General features: G+C 32.4%; 22 protein-coding genes. 17 read left to right on the top strand and 5 right to left on the bottom strand.

The window, feature by feature from the left end:
- Positions 1–2 precede the first annotated feature (2 nt).
- The 4 genes from RH81_RS11075 to RH81_RS17310 form a co-directional block, all read right to left on the bottom strand.
- Positions 3–5,864 carry a T9SS C-terminal target domain-containing protein gene (locus RH81_RS11075; RefSeq protein ID WP_033960395.1) on the bottom strand — a complete coding sequence of 1,954 codons (5,862 nt, stop codon included), beginning with the start codon at positions 5,862–5,864 and terminating at the stop codon, positions 3–5.
- A gap of 203 nt (positions 5,865–6,067) precedes the next feature.
- Positions 6,068–6,733 (bottom strand): response regulator, encoded by a 666-nt coding sequence (locus RH81_RS11070; protein ID WP_033960394.1) that lies wholly within the window; start codon positions 6,731–6,733, stop codon positions 6,068–6,070.
- Between the two features lie 2 nt (positions 6,734–6,735).
- Positions 6,736–8,382 carry a tetratricopeptide repeat-containing sensor histidine kinase gene (locus RH81_RS11065; protein ID WP_033960393.1) on the bottom strand — a complete coding sequence of 549 codons (1,647 nt, stop codon included), beginning with the start codon at positions 8,380–8,382 and terminating at the stop codon, positions 6,736–6,738.
- 34 nt (positions 8,383–8,416) lie between these two features.
- The gene (locus RH81_RS17310; RefSeq protein ID WP_277619916.1) at positions 8,417–8,551 is read right to left on the bottom strand and encodes a hypothetical protein; all 135 of its coding nucleotides are present in this window, start codon (positions 8,549–8,551) and stop codon (positions 8,417–8,419) included.
- Positions 8,552–8,936: 385 nt separating this feature from the next.
- Here RH81_RS17310 and RH81_RS11060 point away from each other — a divergent pair, with 385 nt between their 5' ends.
- Entirely contained in the window at positions 8,937–9,614 is a 678-nt protein-coding gene (locus RH81_RS11060; protein WP_033960392.1) for a hypothetical protein, read from the top strand.
- Positions 9,615–9,853: 239 nt separating this feature from the next.
- Here RH81_RS11060 and RH81_RS11055 read toward each other — a convergent pair whose 3' ends face one another.
- Positions 9,854–11,089, bottom strand: a complete 1,236-nt coding sequence (locus RH81_RS11055) for an NAD(P)/FAD-dependent oxidoreductase (protein WP_033960391.1) — start codon at positions 11,087–11,089, stop codon at positions 9,854–9,856.
- Between the two features lie 120 nt (positions 11,090–11,209).
- Between RH81_RS11055 and flxA the strand changes: the two genes are divergently transcribed.
- The 16 genes from flxA (at position 11,210) to RH81_RS10975 (ending at position 26,124) form a co-directional block, all read left to right on the top strand.
- A complete protein-coding gene (gene flxA / locus RH81_RS11050) occupies positions 11,210–12,736 on the top strand; it encodes a flexirubin biosynthesis tyrosine ammonia-lyase FlxA (protein WP_033960390.1) in 1,527 nt (508 codons plus the stop codon).
- Between the two features lie 151 nt (positions 12,737–12,887).
- Positions 12,888–13,631: a flexirubin biosynthesis SDR family reductase FlxB gene (gene flxB / locus RH81_RS11045; RefSeq protein ID WP_033960389.1), complete on the top strand. Its 744-nt coding sequence runs from the start codon at positions 12,888–12,890 to the stop codon at positions 13,629–13,631.
- A 19-nt stretch (positions 13,632–13,650) separates the two neighbouring features.
- Complete coding sequence (locus tag RH81_RS11040) at positions 13,651–14,544, top strand: LpxL/LpxP family acyltransferase (protein ID WP_033960388.1); 894 nt, start codon at positions 13,651–13,653, stop codon at positions 14,542–14,544.
- A complete protein-coding gene (locus tag RH81_RS11035) occupies positions 14,531–14,977 on the top strand; it encodes a hotdog family protein (protein WP_033960386.1) in 447 nt (148 codons plus the stop codon). Before RH81_RS11040 ends, RH81_RS11035 begins: the two co-directional genes overlap by 14 nt.
- Before the next feature lie 5 nt (positions 14,978–14,982).
- Positions 14,983–15,417: an acyl-CoA thioesterase gene (locus RH81_RS11030; RefSeq protein WP_033960385.1), complete on the top strand. Its 435-nt coding sequence runs from the start codon at positions 14,983–14,985 to the stop codon at positions 15,415–15,417.
- On the top strand, positions 15,410–16,579 hold the full coding sequence (locus tag RH81_RS11025) for a beta-ketoacyl synthase N-terminal-like domain-containing protein (RefSeq protein ID WP_033960384.1): 1,170 nt from the start codon (positions 15,410–15,412) through the stop codon (positions 16,577–16,579). The genes RH81_RS11030 and RH81_RS11025 overlap by 8 nt, the downstream gene beginning before the upstream one ends.
- On the top strand, positions 16,560–17,624 hold the full coding sequence (locus RH81_RS11020; protein ID WP_033960383.1) for a methyltransferase: 1,065 nt from the start codon (positions 16,560–16,562) through the stop codon (positions 17,622–17,624). Before RH81_RS11025 ends, RH81_RS11020 begins: the two co-directional genes overlap by 20 nt.
- A gap of 3 nt (positions 17,625–17,627) precedes the next feature.
- A complete protein-coding gene (locus tag RH81_RS11015) occupies positions 17,628–18,239 on the top strand; it encodes a hypothetical protein (protein ID WP_033960382.1) in 612 nt (203 codons plus the stop codon).
- Positions 18,230–18,493: a phosphopantetheine-binding protein gene (locus RH81_RS11010; RefSeq protein ID WP_033960380.1), complete on the top strand. Its 264-nt coding sequence runs from the start codon at positions 18,230–18,232 to the stop codon at positions 18,491–18,493. Before RH81_RS11015 ends, RH81_RS11010 begins: the two co-directional genes overlap by 10 nt.
- Positions 18,471–19,694: a beta-ketoacyl-[acyl-carrier-protein] synthase family protein gene (locus RH81_RS11005; protein WP_277619915.1), complete on the top strand. Its 1,224-nt coding sequence runs from the start codon at positions 18,471–18,473 to the stop codon at positions 19,692–19,694. The genes RH81_RS11010 and RH81_RS11005 overlap by 23 nt, the downstream gene beginning before the upstream one ends.
- On the top strand, positions 19,691–20,716 hold the full coding sequence (locus RH81_RS11000; protein WP_033960379.1) for a beta-ketoacyl synthase chain length factor: 1,026 nt from the start codon (positions 19,691–19,693) through the stop codon (positions 20,714–20,716). The genes RH81_RS11005 and RH81_RS11000 overlap by 4 nt, the downstream gene beginning before the upstream one ends.
- Positions 20,710–21,477 (top strand): polysaccharide deacetylase family protein, encoded by a 768-nt coding sequence (locus RH81_RS10995; RefSeq protein ID WP_033960378.1) that lies wholly within the window; start codon positions 20,710–20,712, stop codon positions 21,475–21,477. Before RH81_RS11000 ends, RH81_RS10995 begins: the two co-directional genes overlap by 7 nt.
- Positions 21,467–22,099, top strand: coding sequence for a flexirubin biosynthesis/transport protein LolA2 (gene lolA2, locus RH81_RS10990; protein ID WP_033960377.1), 633 nt, complete (start codon positions 21,467–21,469; stop codon positions 22,097–22,099). Before RH81_RS10995 ends, lolA2 begins: the two co-directional genes overlap by 11 nt.
- A gap of 5 nt (positions 22,100–22,104) precedes the next feature.
- On the top strand, positions 22,105–22,485 hold the full coding sequence (locus tag RH81_RS10985) for an ApeI family dehydratase (protein ID WP_052172530.1): 381 nt from the start codon (positions 22,105–22,107) through the stop codon (positions 22,483–22,485).
- A gap of 20 nt (positions 22,486–22,505) precedes the next feature.
- Positions 22,506–23,699: a DUF2062 domain-containing protein gene (locus RH81_RS10980; RefSeq protein ID WP_033960376.1), complete on the top strand. Its 1,194-nt coding sequence runs from the start codon at positions 22,506–22,508 to the stop codon at positions 23,697–23,699.
- The gene (locus tag RH81_RS10975) at positions 23,692–26,124 is read left to right on the top strand and encodes an MMPL family transporter (protein WP_052172529.1); all 2,433 of its coding nucleotides are present in this window, start codon (positions 23,692–23,694) and stop codon (positions 26,122–26,124) included. The genes RH81_RS10980 and RH81_RS10975 overlap by 8 nt, the downstream gene beginning before the upstream one ends.
- Positions 26,125–26,165: the final 41 nt, after the last annotated feature.

Genomic DNA, 26,165 nt, shown 5'->3' with positions numbered 1-26,165 from the left:
AATTATTTAATAAATACAAAAGCGCCTTGTTTTTCAATCACGTCTTCATAAAACGTACTCGCTTTAAAGGTGAAATAATAATTTCCATTCTCAGCTTCCTCATCATTAATCTTACCGTCCCAACCTAGTATATCATCACCAGACTCTGAATAAATAAGACTTCCCCATGTATCGTATATATTAAGTTCTAATCTATGTAGTCCAATGTGTTCAGGACCAAAAAAGTCATTCAGACCATCCTCATTAGGCGTAAATGCATTAGGCATAATGAGCTTATATCCTTTTTCTATAATTAGTGTGATTACTTTGGTATAAACACAGCCAAAAGGATATGTCACTGTTTGAGTGACTACATAGTTTCCTACTTCTAGATACGCGTGTAATGGGCTATCCTCTGCTGAAAAACTCCCATCTCCAAATTCCCATAAAACACTTACGTAATCACCTGTTGCAGTATTTGTAAATTGTATTGGGTCTTGGATAGCAAAAATGCCATAATTGATAGAGCCAAATGATGAAGCATCAAAGTCTGGATCTCCTAGAACAGGAGTCTCTACATTAAAGCTGAAATTGGTTGAGCAACCTAGACTATCTGTAACCTCTAAAATGACTAGTCCGTTTTCATCTGTTGTCATCAATTCATCATTTAATCCACTTACCATTCCGTTTGACCAGTTAAACACAAAAGGAGGTACGCCTCCACTCGCAACAGCAACAAAAGTTTGGTCTACAATGTGTGCCTCACAATCTACTTCAGATTGAGTATCGACTTGTACAGCCAAAGGTTCAAATCTGTTGACATCCCAACTCCCTTCAATTTCACAACCATTGGCATCTGTAACTATAACAATATAGTTGTTAGGAGGAATATTCTCTAAATCTTCAGTTGTGGCACCATTAGACCAAACTACATCAAAAGGAGGCGTACCACCTTCAATCAATAAATTAAGAGCGCCACTATTAGTATCATCACAGTCGAGAGCATTGGTGACATTAGTTGAAACTTCTAGCGGCAAAATATTAAATATGGTGAAACTATCTTGAATAGTACAAGGCTTACCATCTGTTATTGTGACAGAATAAGTACCTGGAGCCAAATTATTACGCTCTACTCCTGCTGAAGCATCATCGTCCCATTGTACTGTAACTGGATCTATTCCTCCCTGAAAATTAAGCACAATACTGGCATCATTCTCTCCAGAACAAGACATTTGAGTTAATACAGGATCTATTAAGAATATAGGAGGCTCGTCAATAATAATAGGAAATGCTTTAGAACAATTTTCGGCATCAGTAATTATTATTGTATAAGTTCCTCCTGATAAATTGATTTGACTGTTTCCTGTTCCGAAATTGCTCCATGCAATATCATAAGGAGATACACCTCCAGAAATTGAATTAATAGTAATTGAAGCATCGTTATCACCATAACATTCAATCTCAGTCGCAGTGACGTCGATAGTGATTTCATCGTTTTGAATGATTACAACTTCAAGAGAATCTGTACAACCAGAACTATCAGTTAATGTCACATTATAGATTCCTGCAAATAAGTTATCAATATTTTGGTTGACACTTGTAAATCCGTCAGGACCTGTCCAAGAATAAGTGTAATTTGGTCTTCCTCCAACAACGTTGATTGCGATAGCACCAGTAGACTCACTAAAACAAAGCACATTTGTTTGAACATCTAAGGACACTACTAAAAGTGGTGGCTCTTCAATTAAAAAACTTTGAGTAATAGGTCCACAATTTTTATCATCAGTTACTGAGATTTCATAAGTTCCAGGACTAAGGTTTGTTAAATCTTCATCATCAGAAAACGGAAATCCGTCTAAAGTCCAACTATAGATATATGGAATTGTACCTCCTGCTATATCTATACTTATTTCACCATCATTTGCACCAAAGCAAGAAATTGTTTCAGGGTTAAATCCTACAAAGCTAAATTCTAAAATATCAGGCTCAGTTATTGTAAAAGTTTCAGAATAAGGACATCCTCCATCATCAGTAATATCTAGAGTATATATGCCAGCTTCAAGATTAAAAACATCTTCATCATTACTTGTAAATCCGTTAGGTCCTGCCCATGATATAATATATGGATTTCCCGTTGAAAAAGGTACACCTCCAACTATAGAGATTTCAATAGATGCGTTATTAGACTCAAAGCAGTCATTACCTGTAGGTACTGATGTTACAGAAATTGATGGATTAATAGTTACAACAACTTCAAAAGCGACTCCTACACAATCACCTGATGTTGGCGTCACAGTATAAGTAACAGTGGCTGGATTTGTAGTTGTATTAATTAAAAGCTGAGAAATATTTGCCGTATTTGTTAATTGTTCCGTCGCACCAGTAATGCTTCCAGCTGGATTTATTACTGGTGTAATCCAAGTATAAGTCGTATTTGCTGGAACAACATCTCCATTAGCCGCATCGGGAATATATTGGAATACATTATCGCTACAAATTAAAATATCAGAATCACTAATACTTGGTGTTACATTAATGATAATTTCAGACACATTTGAAATTATTTCAGAGCAACCACCTGAATTTAGCGTAATAATGCAATAGTAGTACAAAATTCCAACTTCACTAACATCTGGACTGTATGTGAAAGCAGTTGCGCCTGCAATTGGAGTTCCTGAAGTAATATCGTTAGTTATATTTTCGTACCATTGATATGTTGGTGTACCACTACCATTTGTATAAGACACTAATAAATCGGCAGTAGTTTCTCCAAGACATAATTCATCTGATATTGGCTGACTCGTAAATTGCGCTGCTGCTGTCACCTCAACTTCACCAATTGAACTGGTAACTTCACAACCTGAAACATCTTGAGTAATGATGCAATAATAAAAGAATGTTCCTACCACTGTTGTTGGAGGTGTAAACACATTAGATGTTTCACCTACAATGAGTGTTCCGCCAACTGTAGTGTTTGATGTATTTACATACCATTGATAAGATATATTACCTAAACCACCTGAAATAGTTACTTCTAAATTATTAGGTAATGAATTTTGACATAAACTTTGAGATACTTCTGGCTGATTGGTAACTGTTGGATCATCTCCAACTATAACTTCAGCAGTCTCACTTACTAAGTTTGAGCAACCACTTACTCCGTAATTAATTTCTACATAAAAATAATACATTCCAGACACAGTAAAAACAGGAGGTATAAATGTAGGGTTTGTAGCACCTGCAATAAGGGTTCCTCCAGTATTACTATTTGCAGTATTACTATACCATTGATACATTGGAACGCCTGCTCCACCAGAAACTGACACAGATAATTCTTCAGCTAGACCACCAGCACAAATAGATTGTGTATTAATAGGTTGTATATCTATTTGAGATACTTCTTTCACTTCTATTAGTGCAGTATCTGAAATAATTTCATTACAACCACCAGTTGAAAATGTAATGATAATATAGTAATATTTGTCCCCTACCGTGCTGGTTGGAGGTGAGAATGTTTGTGATGTTGCACCTGCAATTGGTGTCCCTGTAGCTGTATTATCATCAGCATTTTCATACCATTGATAATTTGGTGTTCCTGTACCTTGATAAGCAATTGTTAAATCTGGAGTTGTACCATTGAGACATACTTCATCAGGTAAAGGCTGTACAGTTATAATAGGAGCTGGTTCTACTATGATATCAAAATAAAGAGTAGACCCAACACAACTACCAATTTGTGGTGTTACTGTATACGTGAGTGTTATCGGAGCGTTTGTTGTATTTATTAATGTTTGTACTGGTATTTGATCTGTTATACCTGAAGGTACATATCCTGTTAATCCTAATGGGTTATTAGATGTCCAAGTATATGTTGTATTAGCTGTATCTGACACTAAATTAACAGCTATAGTGTCTGCACCTGAACATAGGGTTTGACTAACATCTGTATTAGTGATTGTAGGTGTTTCATTAACAGAAAAACTTTCAGTAGCAGTTTCTGTTCCACAACTATTAGTCACACTAAATGTTATTGTATAATTTCCAATAGCAGAATAACTAACTACACCTGGAATCAATGCATTAGAACTTGCAGGTGTACCTCCGGGAAATGACCAACTGTAAGTAACTATTTCAGAACCAGGCGCACAAGTATCAACTATAGCTCCAGGACTGACATCTACGGCACCACAAGCATCATCAATAACATTAATAGATGCTGTTGGAGGTTGTTTTACTTCAATAATTTCAGAAGTAACAAAATCACCACAAGAATTAGTTGCTGTTAATATCAGCTCGTACGCACCTGCTGTATCAAAACTAAATGATGGACTTAATGAATTTTCATTTGTTCCATTAGTAAAACTCCATGTTGCAGAAGTTCCGCAATTATTAGAAGTATAGTTTACTTCCCATAAATATTCAGGTGATTGGCAAGTATCTGATTCATCTGTTGTATTAGATGTGGTTATGTTTAATGGAGCGCAACCTTCCAAAATATTCGAAGAAAAAACGGGTGTCAAATCATCTTCTATGCAAATGGTTTTAACTATAGTATCGTTTCCACATCTATTTCCTGAATTTAGTGTAACTGTATATGTACCTATTTGAGTAAAATTCAAACATAAATTATCTGTGCCTGTAATCCATAAATTGGGATCACTAGACCCAAAATCATTGCCCATATTGCCCGAAGTTATTGTGTAATCTGTGGCAGGAGAAATCTCCCAAATAATATTTGGACTTGTATCACAAGAACTTCCCAAGCCATTATTTTCTTCTCCAATTGATGTATTTGAAAAACAAACCTGAGTATTAACACAATTAATATCTGGTGTATCAAAATCTGCTTCTGGTGCAATAGAAACATATATTGGAACAACTCCTACTGAAGAAACACTACAAGGGTTTGAAGCAACTATTATTGCTGAGAAAGAATTCTGATATGTGTTAGCTCCATCTGAACTAGTGGTATTACACGACGACGTTGTAAATGTGTGTGTTATACTTGCAGGAGGTGGATGGCTGAAGGTTTGTGGTGCTGATCCATCATTAAACGTAACCGTATAACTGGTTCCTGGAGGATTATTATCTGTTCCAGTAATTGGAAATGTTAATGGACTTGAGTTACAAATATCTGTATTACCTGGATTCCCTAATGAAACAGCTGGATTCGACCCTACAAAAACAGTATAATTTGTCGTTCTAGCACAACCATTACTTGCTTCTATAGTGTACACAAGATTATAAATTCCGACATCATAAGTATGTGTTGTGCTTGCCCAAGTGGTTTGGTTAAAGTCTGTTGAACCATCACCCCAATTTATATTATAATTTGTATTTAATGAACCTGTTGTTGACGTATTTGTAAATGTAAATGTAGATATTGTATTACTGCAATCCCTAAATACAGGAATTCCCTGAAAAGTGGTTCCTGCACCCGTTCCTCCCATTGCTGTATCTGGCGATGGCAATATTTGAATTAGCACACTTCCGTTAACATTGTCAATTGTACCTGTATCATCTTCTACTGAAATAAGATCATATGTAAAAGTTCCACTGGTATTAGTACTTACAGTTACAGCCACAGAACTATTATTGCCATTAGTTGTTACAGTTTGAACTGCTCCATTTATCTCATACGTAAATGCATATGGTGTTGTTCCTCCAGAACCAGTGAATGTTACTACTGGAGAAGGTGTCTCAAATTGACAAATTTCTGTTTCTGATATAGAAATAGTAGCCGTTGACAAAAACGACATGGATTCAGCTACTCTAAAATCTACAATAGCTAAATCTCGTATATTATTATTACAATCATTAACAGCATTTATTAAACTGAAAACAAAACAAACAACTAATAATGATAAAATGTACTTTTTAATCATAACTCAATTACAGTTAATTCTTTAAATAGTTTAATTTATCCAAATCCATTCTAATAAAATCTTTAGGAATACATTTTTCGATAAACGAATCCAATTATCGATAAAATCCATTTTTATTCTTAAAAAAGAATCAACCTCAAAATTAACAATTATAAAACAAGCAGGAAATACTTAATACTGGGTATTTTACTAATAACTAATTTCTATATTAATCCTAAATCTTTTGCAGTTGCCACTAAGTGAATGACATTATGCGCTTTGAATTGTATGCGCAATTTATTTAATCGTTTTTCAATAGTACTCAAACTATTTGGAGAAATGTCTTTTGATTTAAGTTTGCTACTAATCTCATCTTGAGATAAACCTTTAGATAATAGTTTCAAGAGCTGAACATCATAATCTTCAATCTCCAAATCTACTCTCGGGCTAAGAGCTCCCGAAACCTGTGGTGACAAATAGCGTTTTCCCTCAGACACAGCTTTTATAGCTTCTTCCAATTCTCTTGAACCTTTACGGTCTTTACAGACATAGCCATTGATGTTATGGCTTTTGACGAGCTGCCGCACTTTTTGAAGTTGATCTTTCATGGAATAGACGATAATCGGCATGTCAGGTGCTTTAAGTCTTAATTTTTCGATTAGGTCTTCACCTGAATCCAAATCTATATTACGATGGTCTCTTTTAAAAGATAAATCGGTGATAAGTAAATCAAATGTCATCTCATCTAATTCAGCTCTTTTAATTTTTAAATAGGCCTCATCACAATACTGAGACCGTTCAATATATCCTACATTTAACTTTGATAAAATCTGAGTAATACTACTTAAAATAGCATCGTGATCGTCATTAATTAAAACTTTCTGGAACATTTCTAAATACTGATTTTTGCTTTAAACCCTTTCTTTGGATTTGTTTCAAAAGTAATGGTTCCATTAATCGTTTGAATACGGTTTTCCGTATTTTGAAGTCCGCTACCTCGCTTTAAGTCACTACCAATTCCGTTATCACTGTAACTAATATCTAGTTTTCTCTTTTCCTTTTGAAAAACAAGAACTACAATTGAAGCTTGGCTATGTTTTTTCATATTGATCAACAATTCTTGTAATACTTTATAAATTGTTGTTCTTTGAATCTCAGGAATTGTATTCCAAGTAATATCAGATAGCCCTTTAATAATTATGTTCGATTGTGTGTCATGGAAGCTTTCTATTAACCCGGTTAAATGGTCAATAAAAGGATAATCACTATTTAGTGTGCCATGTTCTTTCGAAATATCTCTGGTTCTAGCATATAAGCTATTCAATTCATTAATAACTTCCGTATCAATTTGATCTTCATGTTCTAATTTGGTCATTAATTGAAATACATCATTAGCCACTTCATCATGAATCTTCTTTGAAATTCTAGATTCTGTATTATAGACTTCTTGAAGCTTTTCTTTTTTGTATTGGGACTTTAGAATGAAGTATAGAAATATTGAACCCAAGACAACAATTATTCCAAATAAAAGATAAACAAGATTTTTATTTCTCTGTTCGACATTTTCTAACTTACTAGCATGAAGTTGCTTTTCTTTCTTATCATATTGGTAAACATAATAATTAAAATTACTCCTATCTGTTTCTTTTATATCATCAATACTATCTCTGATATTAATATATTCACTTATTACAAAATCATTACCTAAATCAATTTTCAAACGTAACGCGCTTTTTATTTGTTCTAAACTTTTCGTTTGATTCGCCAAGTAGATTGCTTTATCTGAATAGAATAATGCTCTCTCAGAATCATTTACAGAATGAAAATGCCTTGATAAATTCTCATAACTGTGAGCAATGCCGTTAATATAATTTTCTTTTTTTCTAATATTCAAAGCTTCAATTAAATCTTCTTCTGCGTCATCTATTTTTATTTTAGACTTAGTGAAACCTAAATTATCTAACGATCTTGCAATATTTAAAGTGTCATTATTCTCAAGAGCTTTTTTGTATGCTAAATCAAAGTATTCCAGCGCCTGTTGTAATTCATTTTGTTGAAGAAAAACAAATCCAATATTATTAAGTATAATATTTATTTCACTTTTCTTCTTAGCCAACTTTAATCCAATATTATAGATTTTTAAAGCTTCTTTGTAATCCTTTTTAAATCTATATATTTTACCTAGATCATTTATAGTTTTTACTTTAGAATTTATAGACCATTCGTCAACTTCTAGTAAATCAAGCAATTCTAAACATTCTATATTGAGTCTTTCGCTTTCACCTATATATCCTAAATGCTTTTGAATATCAGCAATATTTTGTGTTGCGAAAATTTCATTTTTAATTAATCCCTTTTTTGAATATTCATCCTTTTTTTTTAGAAAGAACCTATAAGAAGTTGCTAAATCATTACTGCTTTTCGGATTTTGAATTAGTTGAGAGTAATGACTAATACTATCATAAATTTGACAATAACTTTTGGTAGTTAAAAAAGTCAGGAATATAAAAAAGAGGAATAAAATTTTGGTTGATTTCATTCCTCTAAAGTACTAACAAATTATTAGTTAGTCATTATCCCCCTACAACCCCACCTCCAGGTGGCGGAGGTGGTGGAGGAATAGTTCCTTCTCCATCACAACACGCTTGTTCTTGAATTTCATCAACGATGTTATCTGGAGTACACGATAAAAAAACTGAATTTAACAATAAGGTTATTAATATAAGTTTTACATTTTTCATTTTACTAGATTTAAAAATTTGACAATAGTATTGCTGTCCGAAATATTCTCAGATGCTTTATTGCATAGCAACACGACTAAATTTTGAAGAAAAACTCTTCATTAGGAAGTATGGAGTGCAGAAGTAATAAGTGTATTACCTTCCCAAATAATAACACCATATTACAACGTAACTCCATTGTTGAATTGAATTTCGTAAGCCTTATTACGAGTAAGACGGTATTCAATTCTAAAGCAAATGAACAGAGATCTGTTTGGAAGTAGTGGAAATGATATGGAAATGTTTTGGAAAAGAAATTCCATTAATATTCCATCCTGAATGCCTAATTTTATGCAGATTTAAATTTAGAAGTATGCATAGTACCTTAATAAAAAACGCATTTCAAAAAGCAAAAAAAGAAATTGGATCTGATAAAATAACACACATATCAAAGTACTTATCAGACTATATTGTCAACCATAGTAAAGAACCTTACGGTGAAAAATCATTACGAGTTAATTACAACAAACTCTTAGAAAATTCTGATGATAAAATCTACTTAAAAGAACATGCTGCTGAGGCACTGAGTCACTATTTAGGGTTTTCTAATTATGCAGACTTTATTAAAAACAATTCGGATGAGGAAACTACTAATCCTCCTAAATCTCAAAACTTTAGTAAAAAGAATAAATTGGTAGTTATCCTTTTTTTGGTTGTTATTTCTGGAGTATTTGTATACAATTCAGTCACCAAACAAAGATGGATGGTCTGGCAAGAGGATCATTATATAAAAGTGAATTTTGATACAGAAAAGTATAGAGTAAATCAGCTTAAGCTATTTAAAGAAGAACGCATTGAATTGTTTAAGAAAGTATCACCTAAATGTGCTACTGAATTCTTTAATGAGGATAAAAGTGTTAACGTATGGTATGGAAAGAATAAATATAAAAAATTAGAATACTTTACAGCGCTTGGATTACATCCAGAAACGGGCAAGACACTTAAACCAATTACTCAATACATGATTGATAAATATGTTTGCATTAAATAGTCTATTAAATTACTTTCAATACAATCTGTTTTAATGAACATTAATTTAAATTAATATGCTTTAAAAATGTTTTAGTTTAGTTTAATACGGATACAGAAAGTGATTGTTTACTATTAATAGTGGCTCTATCGGAGTCGGCACAAATACGGCACAAAAAAGATCAAATAAAACTCAATTAATTTTGTCCTTATTCAAAAAAGTTGATCATTTGTTAAATGATAACTTGAAATTTAGAGTTCTCAACTGTTCTCAAGCCTAATAACATGGGCTACAGTTCTAATAAGTCTATTATGATTCTTTACGAAAGGATTGGTTTTATCCCAAACATAACCCGCAAGTACAGAACAAATCTGTTTTTTAATTTCAGGATTATCATTGCCTTCAAAAAAGACGGTTTGCAAGTTTCCTGAATACCATTCCTTTACATAACTACCAAAAACAGTGGTACCTTCTAATATATAATCAGCATACTCTTTCTGCCAATCCACAGCTTCATCATTCAGTTGTTTTGCTATTAGCTTTGCAGCAAGTAATCCAGATTCTGTTGCAAATGTGACTCCAGAGGAAAACACAGGATCTAAAAACTCTGCGCTATTTCCCGTAAGCGCATAACCTTTACCAAACAGCTGCTTTACAGATTTAGAATAATTTTTAATCGTAACGGGTTCAAACAAAAAATTGATGTCTTTAAATCTTTCATAATAATACTTAGAAAGCTTCAACATGCTTTGTAGCTTTTCTGTAGTATTACCTTCAAAACTATCTAAAAATTCATTTTTGCAGACATAGCCAATACTCGTATTTTCATTTGAAAATGGAATCACCCATAACCAACAATCCTTAGCAATGACATCGAACGTAATGAGTGTACCTTCCCTTCCCTCTGGTCTATTGATATCCTTGACATGGGAAAATATTGAAGAGTGTTCCGGTATTTCCGAAGGCTTATCTAAGTCTAATAATCTTGGTAACACACGGCCAAAACCACTAGAATCAATAATATATTTCGCTTTAATCGAGTACTGCTCGTCTGTTATAGTTTTTATGGTCGTTTTAGATGTTCCATCCTTTTCAAACGCGACATCAACCACTTCATGACCAAATGTAATATCTACACCTCTTCCTTTAAGTGTATTGGTTAATAACAAATCAAAATCTGCTCTAGTTACTTGCCAAGTCCAATTATAACCTTCGGTATGTTTTTTACTGAAATCAAACTCACAAATAGTATCTTCTCTTATAAACCGAGCACCTTTTTTTATTTCAAATCCAAAATCTTTAATCACATCTAACAAGCCAACTTCTTCAAAATGATCCATACATCTAGGTAATAGACTTTCTCCAATTACAAAGCGTGGAAACTCATTCTTTTCTATAACCTTCACATTGATACCTTTATTCTGTAAATGAGCAGCAGCAACACATCCCGAAGGTCCAGCACCTATAACTAAAACATCAGTTTCTATATCTTGCATATGCTAAAGTAAATAACCAATTAATTATTATATTTTTGTTAATTATAATATGTACAATACTCTTTTTTAGAAAGTAAACATAATACTATTATAATAAAAACTACTGAGATTTAATTTTATATGATCACAATTAAGGGAGCCTTAGACCTCGATACATTCTATAATATAATTTTTGAAGATGAATCTATGGAAATAGATGACCAAATAAAAACTAAGGTTAAAGATAGTTTTGAATTCTTAAAAACATTTTCAGCAAAAAAAATAATATATGGTGTCAATACTGGTTTTGGACCAATGGCACAATATAAAATAAAGGACGAACAGCGTATAAACTTACAATACAATCTTATTAGAAGTCATGCTTCAGGAACTGGTAATGTTATTCCGCCAAAATACGTGAGAGCAGCAATGTTAGCGCGTCTTAACACACTTTCGTTGGGAAGATCTGGTGTTCATAGTTCTGTAATTGATTTAATGACAACACTAATCAACAAAAATATTACACCAATTATATATGAACATGGTGGAGTTGGTGCAAGTGGAGATTTGGTACAATTGGCTCATTTGGCTTTGACGCTTATAGGCGAAGGAGAGGTTGTTTATAAAGGAGAGCGTCAACCAACTAAAGCTGTATTTGAAAAAGAAAATTTAGAACCTATTTCGATAGAAATTAGAGAAGGTTTGGCCTTGATGAATGGTACATCAGTTATGACAGGGATTGGTGTCGTTAACACCATTTACACAAGACGACTGCTCATCTGGATGATTGCCATTTCAGCATCTATAAATGAAATTGTAAAGGCTTATGACGATCATTTATCCTTAGAACTTAATCAGTCGAAGAAGCATATAGGTCAGCGTAAAATTGCTAAAATGATGCGTGAACATTTGGAAGATAGTTCGCTAGTTAGAAAACGAGAGCATCATCTCTATACAGACACAAAAGATGTTGATGTTTTTGAAGATAAAGTACAAGAGTATTATTCGCTTCGTTGTGTTCCTCAAATTTTGGGTCCAGTTTTAGATACATTAAATACAACTGAAAGAATTCTATTCGAAGAAATAAATTCTGCTAATGACAATCCTATTGTAGATGTAGAAAACAAGCATGTCTATCATGGAGGTAATTTTCATGGAGATTATGTATCATTAGAAATGGACAAGCTAAAATTAGTAGTCACAAAAATGAGTATGCTTGCTGAGCGACAACTCAATTATTTGGTAAATCCTAAGTTGAATGATATCCTTCCTGCTTTTGTAAATTTGGGCACATTAGGTCTTAATTTTGGTATGCAAGGTGCACAATTTACTGCGACTTCTACAACGGCAGAAAATCAGATGTTATCAAACTCGATGTATGTGCATAGTATCCCTAACAATAACGATAATCAAGATATTGTAAGCATGGGAACCAATGCAGCGCTTATTACCAAGAAAGTTATTGAAAATGCATTTGAAGTTGTTGCCATAGAACTCATCGCTATTGTGCAAGCTATTGAATACTTAGAGGCTCAGAACGAAGTTTCTTCAAAAACTAGAAAAATGTATGATGATATTCGACAAATTGTCCCTAAATTTAAAGAAGACATAATTATGTATCCTTATGTTAATAAAGTGAAAGATTATATAATTAATAACGAAGTTTAAAACCAACTTTCGATGTGATCAAAAAATTTGTAGAAGGTCATGCTAAAGTGAATAATAACGATACCTGGGGAATGATAAACGAAAAAGGTTAACTTCTCGGAAATACATGGTATAAAAATGTCGAACTTTTTAGAAAGTAGTTTTTAATTCAATGAGAGACCAAAAAAAATATGCTTTAGTAACAGGAGGCTCTCGAGGTATTGGAAGAGCCATTTGTATACAACTCGCAAAAGATAGCGACTATTCTATTTTAATTAATTACAATAGCAATAAAGATGCTGCTAACGAAACACTAAATGCGGTTAAAGAAGTTGGTGGTTCTGGTGAGATTATAAAATTTGATGTTTCAGATTTTAATAATGTTAAGCAACAGTTAGACCACTGGAGCAATACCAATGAAAACACACTAATTGAAGTGCTTGTTAATAATGCTGGTATTACCAAAGATGGTCTGTTTTTATGGATGCAACCCAACGATTGGAATTCTGTAATACAAACAAATCTCAATGGCTTCTATAACGTTACCCAACACCTTATAAAAGCTATGTTGCTCAACAAATATGGTAGAATCATAAATATGGTATCTGTTTCTGGACTCAAAGGAACTGCCGGTCAAACTAACTATGCTGCAGCAAAAGGGGCTATTATAGCAGCAACCAAATCGTTGGCTCAAGAGATTGCGAAAAAAAATGTAACCGTTAATGCTGTTGCCCCTGGCTTTATAAAAACGGATATGACAAAGGATTTGGATGAAAAAGAGTTAAAGAAACTCGTTCCTGTAAATCGTTTTGGAAATCCAGAAGAAGTTGCGCATTTAGTGTCATTTCTTGCGTCTAAGAAATCATCTTATATTACAGGTGAAATCATTAACATCAATGGCGGAATTTACTCATAAACAAGACTGAAGAAAAACGATGGCTGAAGAATGGAGTGGAAAATCTAGAGGTACCGTTTTTGGATTTAAGGTATTCATATTCTTTATAAAGAATTTTGGAATTAATGCAGCCTATGCTTTAATGCATTTACCTGTTCCCTACTTCTGTTTATTCTCTAGAAAAAATGTGCGAGGTCTTAGTTATTACTTTAGAAAACAACTTGGCTATTCTTGGTTAAAAAGTTCAATAAGTGTTTATAAAACCTATTACATTTTCGGACAAACACTTATAGATAAAATTGCAATTCCTGCAGGTTTAAGAAAAGATTACACCTTTCATTTTGATGGTGAAAACTTATTAGAAGAAGCGCTTGCTCAAAAAAAAGGAGGCATTCTAATAAGTGCTCATGTTGGTAATTTTGAATTAGCTCAATACTTTTTTAAAGAACGATTGACAAATGCATCTATAAGTATTGTCGTAACAGATCAAGATCATCAAGACATTAAAGAGTATTTAGATCAGTATAGGCAAAGAGATGAAATGAACTTTATTATTGTAAAAGACGATTTTTCTCATATTTTTGAAATTAATGCAGCACTCGCTCAGAATAAAATAATTTGTATTGCAGGTGATCGGTATTTAAAAGACACAAAATGTATGGAAGAACAATTGCTGGGTAAAACAGCAAAGTTTCCAGTAGGACCTTTTTATTTAGGAAGTCGTCTTAACGTACCTGTTTTGTTTGTTTACGTAATGCGCGAACCAAAAAAACACTATCATTTATATGCTAGACACATTGATGTTAAAGCTAGAGATGCGCAAGATTTATTAAAAAAATATACTCAAAATCTAGAACGTATTGTTGAGAAATATCCTTTACAATGGTTTAATTTTTACGATTTTTGGGAAGACAAAAACAATGGAAGAGCCTAATCAATTAAAATCATCAATATCAGATCCAAAAGATATAGAAAAGTTATTGCCACATCGCAAACCAATGATTATGGTTGATACTTTGGAATATTTTTCAGACAAAAAAGGAATTTCTAAACTTTCAATTTCTGAAGATAATATATTCGTTAGTAATGGTTTTTTTTCTGAAACAGGCATCTTAGAACACATGGCACAAACAGCAGCTTTGCATATTGGCTATAAACAGTCGCTAAATAATATTGGAACCAAAGAAGGATTTATTGGTGCTATTAAATCGAGCCAAATTATAAGTCTTCCAAAACTAAATGATATCTTAACCACTGAAATAGAAGTTATTTATGAAGTAGCCCAAATGATGATGGTGAAAATAAAAACTTCAGTAAATGGAAATGCTATAGCTATCTCAGAAATGAGTACAGTATTGAAAGATTAAATCGAATGAATGAACACGGAGAACTTGTGGTAACACACAAAGTAAGAATTAGGTTTAATGAAACTGATGCTTTAGGTATCGTATGGCATGGCAACTATTTAAAATATTTTGAAGATGGCCGAGAAGCCTTCGGAAGACAGTTTCATATTTCTTATCTCGATGCCAAACAAAATGGTTATGCAACACCTATAGTAAAAACGACTACAGATCACAAGTTAACGCTTACCTATGGCGAGACTGCCACAGTAGAAACACAGTATGTAAATACTGCTTCGGCAAAACTAGTTTTTAGATACCTTATAAAAAATGAAGCAGATGCTATTGTATGTACCGGTGAAACCGTTCAGGTTTTTACCAATTTAAAAGATAATACCATGTCTCTCATTCTTCCAGATTTTTTTAAAAATTGGAAAATAAAACAAGGATTGCTTGATGCATAAAATATATTTATCACATAACGCCATTATATCATCATTAGGTTTTGATAGTGAGACTGTTGTCGAAAATATTAAAAATGAAATTTCTGGCATTTCTCGTATTGAAGATGAAGATTTATTTCAAAAACCATTCTATGGATCTATAATTAATAAAACTATTTTAAAACACAAATTCAACGCATTAAAAACAAAAGAAGATCATACTGTTTTAGAACAGCTGATGATATTGTCATTAAATAAGGTAATAAAAGCTTCAAACATTACTATCAATACTTCAGTTGGTTTGATTATTTCAACCACAAAAGGAAACATCGATGTACTTGAAAAAAATAGTGATTTTCCGAAATCATACACTTATCTGTCTCGCTTAGGAACTGTATTAAAAAAGCATTTTTCATTCAAAACAGAACCAATAGTTGTTTCAAATGCTTGTGTATCTGGTGTCTTGGCAATTTCGATTGCGAAAAGACTGATTAAAGAAAGTGTACATAAGCATGTTTTTATAGTTAGTGGTGATTTAGTCTCTAAGTTTGTGTTATCAGGTTTTAATTCGTTTCAAGCTTTAAGTGATTCTGAATGTAAACCTTATTCAAAAGATAGGACAGGTATTAATTTAGGTGAAGCTATAGCAAGTGTTTTAGTTACATCAGATACAAACTATCTCACTGAAGAAAGTGTTGAACTAATAGGAGATGCAACCTGCAATGATGCCAATCATATTTCTGGTCCATCACGCTCTGGTGAAGGTTTATTCCGTTGTGTTAATTCCGCAATGAAAGAAGCAGCTATAAAACCACAAGACATAGATTATCTTTCTGCACATGGTACCGCCACTATATTTAATGATGATATGGAAGCAATAGCCTTTAACAGATTAGGGTTACAAAATGTGCCGCTGAATAGTTTAAAAGGTTATTTTGGTCATACGCTAGGTTCCTCTGGATTAGTCGAAACCATTGTAGGAATGCACAGTTTAAAACTAAATACATTATTTTATTCTAAAGGTTTTACCAGCCTAGGAGTCTCAAAGCCATTACATATAATTGAAAAAACAAAACAACAACCATTAGCAATTTTTTTAAAAACAGCTTCAGGATTTGGAGGAGCTAATACAGCACTATTATTAAAAAGTATAACATATAAAAATGTCAAAAAAAGAACTTAGAGCTATCGAGGCTCTAGAACAAGCACAAAAAATTGCCTTTGCGCCATTTGTATTTCAAACGACCGTAAGTTTAAGAAAATTAGGCGTTTTAAATTACATTTTTGATAATCGTGATAAGGGAGGAGTTTCAATTAATGAGATATCAAAAGCTCTATCTGTTAGCGTTTATGGCATTGGTGTTTTATTAGAAATTGCCGAAAGCTCAGACATCGTTATTAAAGATGCTGAAAAAAAATATCAACTTACTAAAACTGGCTATTTCTTAAACTATAATAAAACGGTAGAAGTCAATCTTAATTTCACAAATGATGTCTGCTATGAAGGCCTTTTTTATTTAAATGATGCCATAAAAGAACAGAAACCTTCTGGTTTAAAAGTTTTTGGAGAATGGGATACTATTTATGATGGTTTATCTCAATTAAGTCCAGAAGTTCAAAAATCGTGGTTTGAATTCGATCATCATTATTCCGACGGTATTTTCGAGGAAGCTTTAAAGCGTGTCTTTAAAAACGACCCAAAGACTATTTATGATATTGGTGGCAATACTGGGAAGTTTGCTTTGCAATGTTTTAATTATAATAAAGATGTTACTATTAATATTTTCGATTTACCAGGACAACTCAAAAAAGCCTTGGAAAACATTAAAAATAACGATTTTGAAAACAGAGTTTCTGGCCATGAAATTAATTGGTTAAAACCTAATCCCCAAATACCAAAAGGTGCTGATCTTATTTGGATGAGTCAGTTTTTAGATTGTTTTTCAGAAGATGAAATTCTTACTATACTAAAAACCTGTGTTGCTTCCATGAATAAAAACACAGAGCTCATCATCATAGAAACATTTACAGATCGACAAAAATTTGATAATGCTCGCTTTTCATTAGAAGCCACGTCTTTATATTTCACGGCACTTGCCAACGGAACTAGTAAAATGTATCCTGCAGATGTCTTTGAAACATTAATTAAAAAAGCTGGCCTTACACTAAACGAAGATCATCAACTTGGAGAGTATCATACCATGATGGTTTGCTCAAAAACTATGTAACATTTGGATTCAAAATTCAACATACAATCTTATACACATATTAGAAATGGTACAATTTCTTTAAATGGAAACACTCTTTTTGAAAGTGAAACTGAAGATTTTTCAACCTTTATAAAAGAGGCTTATAAGTCGCAACATATAGAGTATCCGAAGTTCTTTAAGATGGATAATTTAAGTAAACTGGCATTTATTGCCGCAGATATCATTCTACGAAATACTAGTAATTCCGAAGAAAATATTGCTATTATATTGTCTAATAAAGCGTCTAGTTTAGATACAGATAGAAAGCACCAAGAATCCATTTCGGATACGGATAATTATTATCCAAGTCCTTCAATATTTGTCTATACCTTACCAAACATTTGTATCGGTGAAATTTGTATTAGGCATCAGCTATTTTCTGAAAATAGTTTTTTTATATTTGACAACTTTAACCCAGACTGTTTATGGGTACAAACTGAACACCTTTTAAAAACAAAGAAAGCTAATAAAGCACTTTGTGGTTGGGTTGATTTTGACGACTCTAATTACGATGCTTTTCTCTATTTAGTAGAAGATCATGGTACATTTAATCATTCTATAAAAAATATAAAAGAACTATATCTATGCAAGTAAAAGAACTGAGAGAAGAATTGAAAGAGAAAATCATAGAACAATTAAATCTTGAAGAACTCTCTGTAAGTGACATTAAGGATGATGATGCACTTTTTGGTGATGGATTATGTTTAGATTCTATTGATGCATTAGAACTTATTGTGATGTTAGATAAGGATTATGGTATTCAACTTACAGATCCTAAGGAAGGTCAAGAAGTCTTTAAGTCAATCACAGTTTTAGCTGACTATATTGCCGAACGAACCAACAAATAAAGATACTGCACCACGCGTTGCTGTTACAGGAATGGGAATTATTTCTGCGATTGGCAATTCTGTCCAAGAAAATATGGAAGCACTCTTAGCTTCTAAAAGTGGTATTGGCTCTATTTCAAAAATTAATACTGTACATGCAGATCAAATAAGAGTTGGCGAGGTTGCCTTTTCCAATGATGAATTGATCTCTCAACAACAGTTATCGGATGACAATAATTTTACCAGGACATCTTTATTAGGTTTATTTGCTGCTAAAGAAGCACTTAAAAATGCTAAAATCACAGGTATTAACAGCTATAAAACTGGTCTTATTTCTTCAACAACTGTTGGTGGAATGGACAAAACAGAACAACATTTAAAAACATTTAAAACATCTTCTGAAAGTCAGAAATATATTTCTAGCCATCATGCTGGTGATAGCACCAAAAAAATTGCTAAGCAACTTGGTATTACTGAATTTTCAACTACAATTAGCACAGCTTGTTCTTCGTCTACAAATGCTATAATGTTAGGAGCGCGACTTATCAAAGCAGGCAAATTAGATCGAGTGATTGTAGGAGGAACAGATGCCCTTACAAAATTCACAATTAATGGTTTCAAAACCTTAATGATTTTATCCGACGAAGTTTGTACACCTTTTGATGAGCATAGAAAAGGACTCAATTTAGGAGAAGGAGCAGCGTATCTTGTTTTAGAATCTGAGACTATTGCTAAGAAAGAAAACAAATCCATTATCGCTTACATTTCAGGCTATGCCAATACCAATGATGCATTTCATCAAACAGCAACATCAGAAAATGGTCAAGGAGCATACTTAGCAATGCAAAAAGCATTAGATTTTGCGCATCTAAAGCCAGCTCAAATTGATTATATAAATGCACATGGAACGGCTACACCAAATAATGACCTTACCGAAAGTATAGCCATAAAACGGGTTTTTGGAGATGATATACCTGACTTTAGTTCTACGAAAGCTTATACAGGGCATACTTTAGCAGCATCTGGTGCTGTGGAAGCTGTATTTTCTATTTTGGCTTTACAAGCACAAACCGTATTCCCTAATTTGAATTTTAAATCAAAAATCAATGAAACGGGTTTAACACCTACTACGGAAATTAAAAAGAAACCTATTAACTATGTGCTATCAAACTCTTTTGGTTTTGGCGGCAACTGTTCAACTTTAATCTTATCAAAAGAATGAGAAACTGTTATATACATAGCGCAGTTTCAATTTCAGCTCAAAATACATTTGCTTCTGAAGATTTCTTATTAGATGTCATTGCACACAATACAAAGAAAACACAAGCCATCTATCCAAATTTTAAAGATTTTATAGCTCCTATTGCAGCGAGACGAATGCAGACAGCAGTAAAAATGGGGGTTGTCACAGCAAATAAGGCTTTACAAATTGCTGAATTAAATCAACCAGATGCGATTATTACGGGTACTGGAATGGGTTGTATTACAGATACAGAAAAGTTTTTAAACAGTATCATCACAAATAATGAAGCCTATCTTACTCCGACTTCCTTTATTCAATCTACCCATAATACTGTTTGTGCACAAATAGCATTAGGATTAAAATGCAATGCTTTTAACAACACATATACACATGGGAATTTATCTTTTGAATCTACTTTAATAGATGCCCAATTACTAATACAACAACAGGAAGCAAAGCATATTTTAGTAGGTGGTGTTGATGAATTGGGTACTGAATTTGTGGAATATGTCCAAATGATGGAAGCCAAGGAAAGTAAAGGCATCAAAGTCCCTTTTAGTGAAGGAGCTACATTTGCTGTGTTATCTTCTGAAAAGAAAGTAAATGCTATCAAATTACAAGCTATAACCACAATACTTGAAGCATCAAAAGAAGAAATAATTCTAAAATTAGAAGCTTTTTTAGCAGTCAATGATATGGATGCCAATTCCATTGATGCTATTATACTTGGTAATAATGGTGATGCTTATGATGCGTATTATGAACTTACTGCTACTTCCCTATTTCCTCATGCCGTTCAAATTGAATACAAACACTTGATAGGTGAGTTTCACACAGCTTCTGCGTTTGCATTTTGGCTAGGAACTAAGGTGCTTCAAAAACAACACATCCCAAAAGACGTTCTGAAAAATTCAAGACAAAACAAATCCATTAAAACTGTTTTACTTTACAATCAATTTAAAGGTAAAGATCATAGTTTTATTTTACTTAAAACATGCTAAATTTCAAGACCATAACTATTACTACTAGCTCAGCAACACTTGTTATTGTAGCTTGTTGTATGTTGTTTAGTATTTCTTGGTTTTGGATTTCTGCACCTATTACACTTTGGCTATTAGCAACAATTATAGGTTCTTTTTCTATGCCTTGTAATTTCTTTCTAACTTCATTTACGTCTAACAAATCATTGACCTCAAATAAAATAGCTATTACATTCGATGATGGTCCACATCCAGAGTTCACCTATTCTATTTTAGATCTTTTAGATCGTTTTCATACTAAAGCCACTTTTTTCTGTATTGGAAAACATATTAAATCCAATCCAGAAGTTTTAAAAGAAATCTCAGCAAGAGGACATTCTATTGGAAATCATTCGTATTCCCATGGTAATTTTATCGATTTTTCATCTGTTTCAAAATGGCTAGAAGAAATCCAAAAAACAGATGCGATTATAAAAGAACTTACAAATGACACTCCAAGTCTATTTAGACCACCTTTTGGTGTCACTACACCTAATATTGCTAAAGCGATAAAAGAGACAGAACACAGAGTTATAGGATGGAGCAATCGATCTTTTGATACAGCATTAAAAAATAAAGATTTAGTTTTAAAACGAATTATAAAGCATCTTTCACCAGGTGGTATTATCTTGCTTCACGATACACAACCAAATACCTTGTATATATTGGAACGTTTATTGCTTCACCTAAAACAGCATCAATTTGAAGCTGTTACAGTAAATGAATTACTAAATGAGATTTAAATATTACCACATATTACTTTTGTATATTTTTAGCCTTTCATCAATGAATGCTCAAGTTGAATTAAGCATTAATGAGCAGAAAAACTTAAAAACAAAAGTGATTAATAAAGCGAATAGCACACAAAGTATATTGAGTGACTTTACGCAAGAGAAACACCTTAGCATTATGGATAACGCTATTGTTTCTGAAGGAAAATTGGCATTTAAATCGCCCAATTTGGTGAAATGGGAATATACAGAACCTTATAAAAATACTGCGTTATTTAAAAGTGATAAGCTCTATGTAACTAATGAGGGTAAAAAAGAAACACTCAATTTAAAATCTAATAAACTTTTTAAAAGCTTAAACTCTCTTATCGTTAACAGTATCAAAGGCGATATGTTTGATGACGAACAATTTGATATCTCATATTTTAAAACTGAAACTGGTTATCAAGTAGAATTTATTCCGAAGGAAAAAAAGCTAAGACGATTCATTGCAAAATTTGAATTAAAGTTTTCCAAAATATCAACTGAAGTTGAAGAAATTAAATTGATTGAGCCAAATGATGATTTTACGCTCATTATCTTTAAAAACAAACAATTAAACACTAAAATTTCAGACGATACTTTTAAACATTAATTGCCATGTTATTAGATGATTTTTATGAAGTTTTAGATTTAAAAAGTGAAGACGACCAAACCGTTATAGCCTTAGTAAAAATCAATGAGGAACACCGAATATTTGAGGGTCATTTTCCTAAAAACCCAGTAACCCCAGGTGTTGCAATGCTTCAAATATTAAAAAACTGTCTTGAAATCCATTTAGGAGAAACACTTCTTATGCAGCGCTTATCTCATGTGAAATTTTTAACCGTAGTGGATCCAACTATTGAAAATATTTTAACCTTTACTATCGAGATAAGTCCTCAAGCCGAAGGATTCAAAATAAAAAACCATACTTCTTTTAGAGACGGTCGTTCTATTTTAAAATGTAATGTTACTTTTGTAAAACATCCTAATCAATAGCGCAAGAGTAAATTTATAATATGTCAGAAGGAACAATTCAATCTAAAATGAAACAGCTAAAGTGCTGTGTCATCATTCCGACATATAACAACCATAAAACTCTGAGGCGTGTTATTGATGGTATCTTAGAACTTACCGCAGATCTTATTGTTGTAAGTGATGGTTCTACAGATAGCACCTCAGCTATTCTTAATGAATATCCGAACATTGAACAAATACATAAACCTGGGAATACAGGAAAAGGAACAGCCTTAAAAATAGGATTTAAACATGCTATTTCACTTGGGTATGAGTATGCCATTACTTTAGATACAGATGGGCAACACTTCCCAAAGGATATTCCAAATTTTATTGATGCGCTACTAGTTTCAGAAAACAAAAACATTCTTATTATAGGCGATCGTAATATGAATGAAGCCGATGTTTTTGCAAAAAGTGCAAAAGGAAATCGAGTTTCTACGTTTTGGATGTATGCAGCTACCGGCTTACGATTAAATGACTCGCAATCTGGTTTTAGGCTATATCCTATTAAGGAAATGGATGGGATAAGGTTTATGAAATCGACCAAAAAATTTGAATTCGAAATTGAGGCTATTGTCAAATCCTTTTGGAATGGAACTGAAATGAAACATGTACCAATTAATGTTTTATATGATCCTGAAGAACGCGTATCGCACTTTAGGCCGTTTATGGATATTTCTCGAATGGTTGTTCTATATACTTGGTTTCTTTTGGTTCGTCTATTTTACATAACACCTCGAAATTTATATCGTAGGTTTAAAAAAAAAAGAATTAAACGATTTTTAGTTGAAGATGTATTGAGAAATCAGGATTCTCCAAAAAAGAAGGCCTTATCCATTGCTTTAGGAATTTTTATTGGCTTGTCGCCACTTTGGGGTTTTCAAACTGTAATTGTACTTTTTTTGGCTGTTTTATTTCGACTCAATATAGTCATCGCTTTTGCTTTTTCTAATATAAGCTTTCCTCCTTTTATACCTTTTATACTTTTTTTTAGTATTCAAGTTGGTAATCTTATGTTAGGAACTGAGGCCAATTATTCTATAGAAACAATTAGTGAAAACTTTGAAATTACACAGCATTTAAAAACGTATCTCATAGGCAGTATAACACTTTCAACTCTAGGTGCCTTAGTATTTGGTTTATTAGGTTATTTAGTGTTTTCAATTGCAAACAAAAAAACTGCAAATGGGTGATTTTTTTTGGAACATATATAAATCTATAGCCGATAAAAGAATCTATTTTTTTATAATTAGTCTAGCAATAACAGGAACCTTATTATGGATTGCTTCAGGTCTAAAATTCGATGAAGATATCTCGAAATTGATTCCTGCCAATGAAGAAAATGAGAAATTACACAGGGTACTGAAGAACATTAACTTCTCTGATAAAATCATTGTAAATTTCAGCTTAGAGGAAGACGGAGAATTTGAAGATTTAATTGATTATGCCACTGCATTTACAGATAGTATTTCTAACAACTATTCTGATTACATTACGTCTATTAAAGGTAAAATTGAAGACGAAGATGCTTTAGAAACAATTGACTTTGTTTATAACAATTTACCTCTCTTTTTATCTGAAAGTGATTATGAAATAATCGAATCTAAAATCAATAAAGACTCGATTGAAACCATTACAAAAAATAATTATAAAACGCTTGTCTCGCCTTCTGGATTTATTGCCAAAAACAGTATAGTTAAAGATCCTTTAGGCTTGTCATTTCTGGGATTAAAACAACTCAATCAATTAGGCTTGGTAGATGATTTTAAACTAAAAGATGGGTTCCTCGTACATAAAGATGAAAAACATATTCTGCTATTCATTACTCCTAAATTTGATACTGGAAACACAAAAAAAAATGACTCTTTTTCGAAAAAAATATACCAATTACAAAACGATTTAAATAGTGATTATAAAACTAAAGTAAGAAGTACCTATTTTGGTGGTCCTTTAATTGCTGTTGCTAATGCTGAGCAAATAAAAACAGATATTAAATATACTTTGAGCATTGCCTTGACTATTTTACTACTACTATTTATTTTCTTTTATAAAAAGATAAGTATTCCGTTAATTTTATTTGTTCCTACCCTATTTGGTGCTTTGTTAGCAATCGCTATTCTAAGTCTTATTAGAACAGAAATTTCAGCAATCTCGTTAGGAATTGGTGCTGTCCTTTTAGGGGTTACTCTAGATTATTCACTTCATATACTTACACACATACGAAGTCAAGAAACCACAAAATCATTATACGTAACTATCAGCAAACCTGTTATAATGAGCAGTTTAACTACTGCTTTAGCCTTTTTATGCTTGTTATTTATAGAATCCCAAGCATTACAAGATTTAGGTATTTTTGCTGCGATCAGCGTTATAGGATCTTCTGTTTTCGCGCTACTTTTTATACCTCAGGTGTATAAATCCAAACTAAGTACAAAGAGTGTTAAAACGACCTTTATTGATACTATTGCTGGCTATAACTTCAACAAGAATAAAATTTTAACCGCTGTACTTTGTGTCCTTTTAATTTCAAGTTTATTTACTTTTAATAAGGTTGTATTTAATAAAGATTTATCACAACTTAATTATACCACGACAGCCTTAAATAATGCCGAATTAGAATTAGACAGCTTAATAAATATTTCATCCAAATCACTTTATGTCGTGGCTTATGGTAATACTACGGAATCTGTATTACAAACCAACGACGATATTCAGAATACACTTTCAATATTTAAATCAGAAGCTTCTATTCTAGATTTTAATTCTATTGGTGCTTTGGTCAGTTCATCAAAAACACAAAACAAACAAATCCGAGATTGGGAAAATTTCTGGACCAATGATAAAAAGGTAAGACTTAAGAAACATCTTATAGAGAGCGGAAGCACTTTAGGTTTTAAGCCTACTAGTTTTAATGCGTTTTATGAGCTTTTAGATAAAAAATTCAATACACTTAGTATAAAGGAGTATTCAAAACTAACAGCTATACCGATTGATGATTTTATATCCACAACTAATGATCTAGTAACAGTTACTTCAATTGTTAAGATAAATGAAGAGCAAATTTCTTCAATAAAAGACACTTTTAATGCTTCTGAAAACATAGTGGTTATTGATAGGCAGAATATGAATGAAGAGCTACTTGGCAATCTAAAGAATGATTTTAACAGTCTTATTATATATAGTTTAGTCCTTATTGTATTACTTTTATTAAGCTTTTATAGAAATATAAGGCTTACGCTGGTTACAATAATACCGATATTAGCAACATGGCTATTAACACTTGGTTTAATGGGATTTTTTAAACTGGAATTTAATATTTTTAGTATCATAATTTCAACATTCATTTTTGGACTGGGTATTGATTACAGTATTTTTATAACTAACGGTTTACAAAGACAATCGCAACTTAAAATTAAAACTATTGCTACGTATAGGGCTTCAGTTATTTTATCTGTTATTACAACATTATTAGGTGTTGGTGTCTTGCTATTCGCAAAGCACCCTGCACTTCATTCTTTGGCTTTAGTATCTATAATAGGTATCACATCGGCAATGCTTATCTCTTTTACAATTCAGCCGTTTTTATATAAATTCTTTATTTCAAATCCTAAACTATAGAAAGTCGTATGATAACATGTTTAAATAAATGCTATAAAAAG

The sequence above is a fragment of the Psychroserpens jangbogonensis genome (assembly GCF_000797465.1).
Classification (GTDB): domain Bacteria; phylum Bacteroidota; class Bacteroidia; order Flavobacteriales; family Flavobacteriaceae; genus Psychroserpens; species Psychroserpens jangbogonensis.
The sequence above is the reverse complement of the archived record's forward strand: the minus strand, read 5'-3'. Positions and strand labels throughout refer to the sequence as shown.

Bases quoted from the DNA above. Each gene is read 5' to 3' on its own strand.
- RH81_RS11035 (WP_033960386.1), top strand. From the start codon at position 14,531: ATGGAAGAGCCTAATCAATTAAAATCATCAATATCAGATCCAAAAGAT.
- lolA2 (WP_033960377.1), top strand. From the start codon at position 21,467: ATGAGATTTAAATATTACCACATATTACTTTTGTATATTTTTAGCCTT.
- RH81_RS11025 (WP_033960384.1), top strand. From the start codon at position 15,410: ATGCATAAAATATATTTATCACATAACGCCATTATATCATCATTAGGT.
- RH81_RS10975 (WP_052172529.1), top strand. From the start codon at position 23,692: ATGGGTGATTTTTTTTGGAACATATATAAATCTATAGCCGATAAAAGA.
- RH81_RS11000 (WP_033960379.1), top strand. From the start codon at position 19,691: ATGAGAAACTGTTATATACATAGCGCAGTTTCAATTTCAGCTCAAAAT.
- RH81_RS11020 (WP_033960383.1), top strand. From the start codon at position 16,560: ATGTCAAAAAAAGAACTTAGAGCTATCGAGGCTCTAGAACAAGCACAA.
- RH81_RS11030 (WP_033960385.1), top strand. From the start codon at position 14,983: ATGAATGAACACGGAGAACTTGTGGTAACACACAAAGTAAGAATTAGG.
- RH81_RS10995 (WP_033960378.1), top strand. From the start codon at position 20,710: ATGCTAAATTTCAAGACCATAACTATTACTACTAGCTCAGCAACACTT.
- RH81_RS11065 (WP_033960393.1), bottom strand. From the start codon at position 8,382: ATGAAATCAACCAAAATTTTATTCCTCTTTTTTATATTCCTGACTTTT.
- flxA (WP_033960390.1), top strand. From the start codon at position 11,210: ATGATCACAATTAAGGGAGCCTTAGACCTCGATACATTCTATAATATA.
- RH81_RS11075 (WP_033960395.1), bottom strand. From the start codon at position 5,864: ATGATTAAAAAGTACATTTTATCATTATTAGTTGTTTGTTTTGTTTTC.
- flxB (WP_033960389.1), top strand. From the start codon at position 12,888: ATGAGAGACCAAAAAAAATATGCTTTAGTAACAGGAGGCTCTCGAGGT.
- RH81_RS10980 (WP_033960376.1), top strand. From the start codon at position 22,506: ATGTCAGAAGGAACAATTCAATCTAAAATGAAACAGCTAAAGTGCTGT.
- RH81_RS11070 (WP_033960394.1), bottom strand. From the start codon at position 6,733: ATGTTCCAGAAAGTTTTAATTAATGACGATCACGATGCTATTTTAAGT.
- RH81_RS11040 (WP_033960388.1), top strand. From the start codon at position 13,651: ATGGCTGAAGAATGGAGTGGAAAATCTAGAGGTACCGTTTTTGGATTT.
- RH81_RS11055 (WP_033960391.1), bottom strand. From the start codon at position 11,089: ATGCAAGATATAGAAACTGATGTTTTAGTTATAGGTGCTGGACCTTCG.
- RH81_RS11010 (WP_033960380.1), top strand. From the start codon at position 18,230: ATGCAAGTAAAAGAACTGAGAGAAGAATTGAAAGAGAAAATCATAGAA.
- RH81_RS10985 (WP_052172530.1), top strand. From the start codon at position 22,105: ATGTTATTAGATGATTTTTATGAAGTTTTAGATTTAAAAAGTGAAGAC.
- RH81_RS11060 (WP_033960392.1), top strand. From the start codon at position 8,937: ATGCATAGTACCTTAATAAAAAACGCATTTCAAAAAGCAAAAAAAGAA.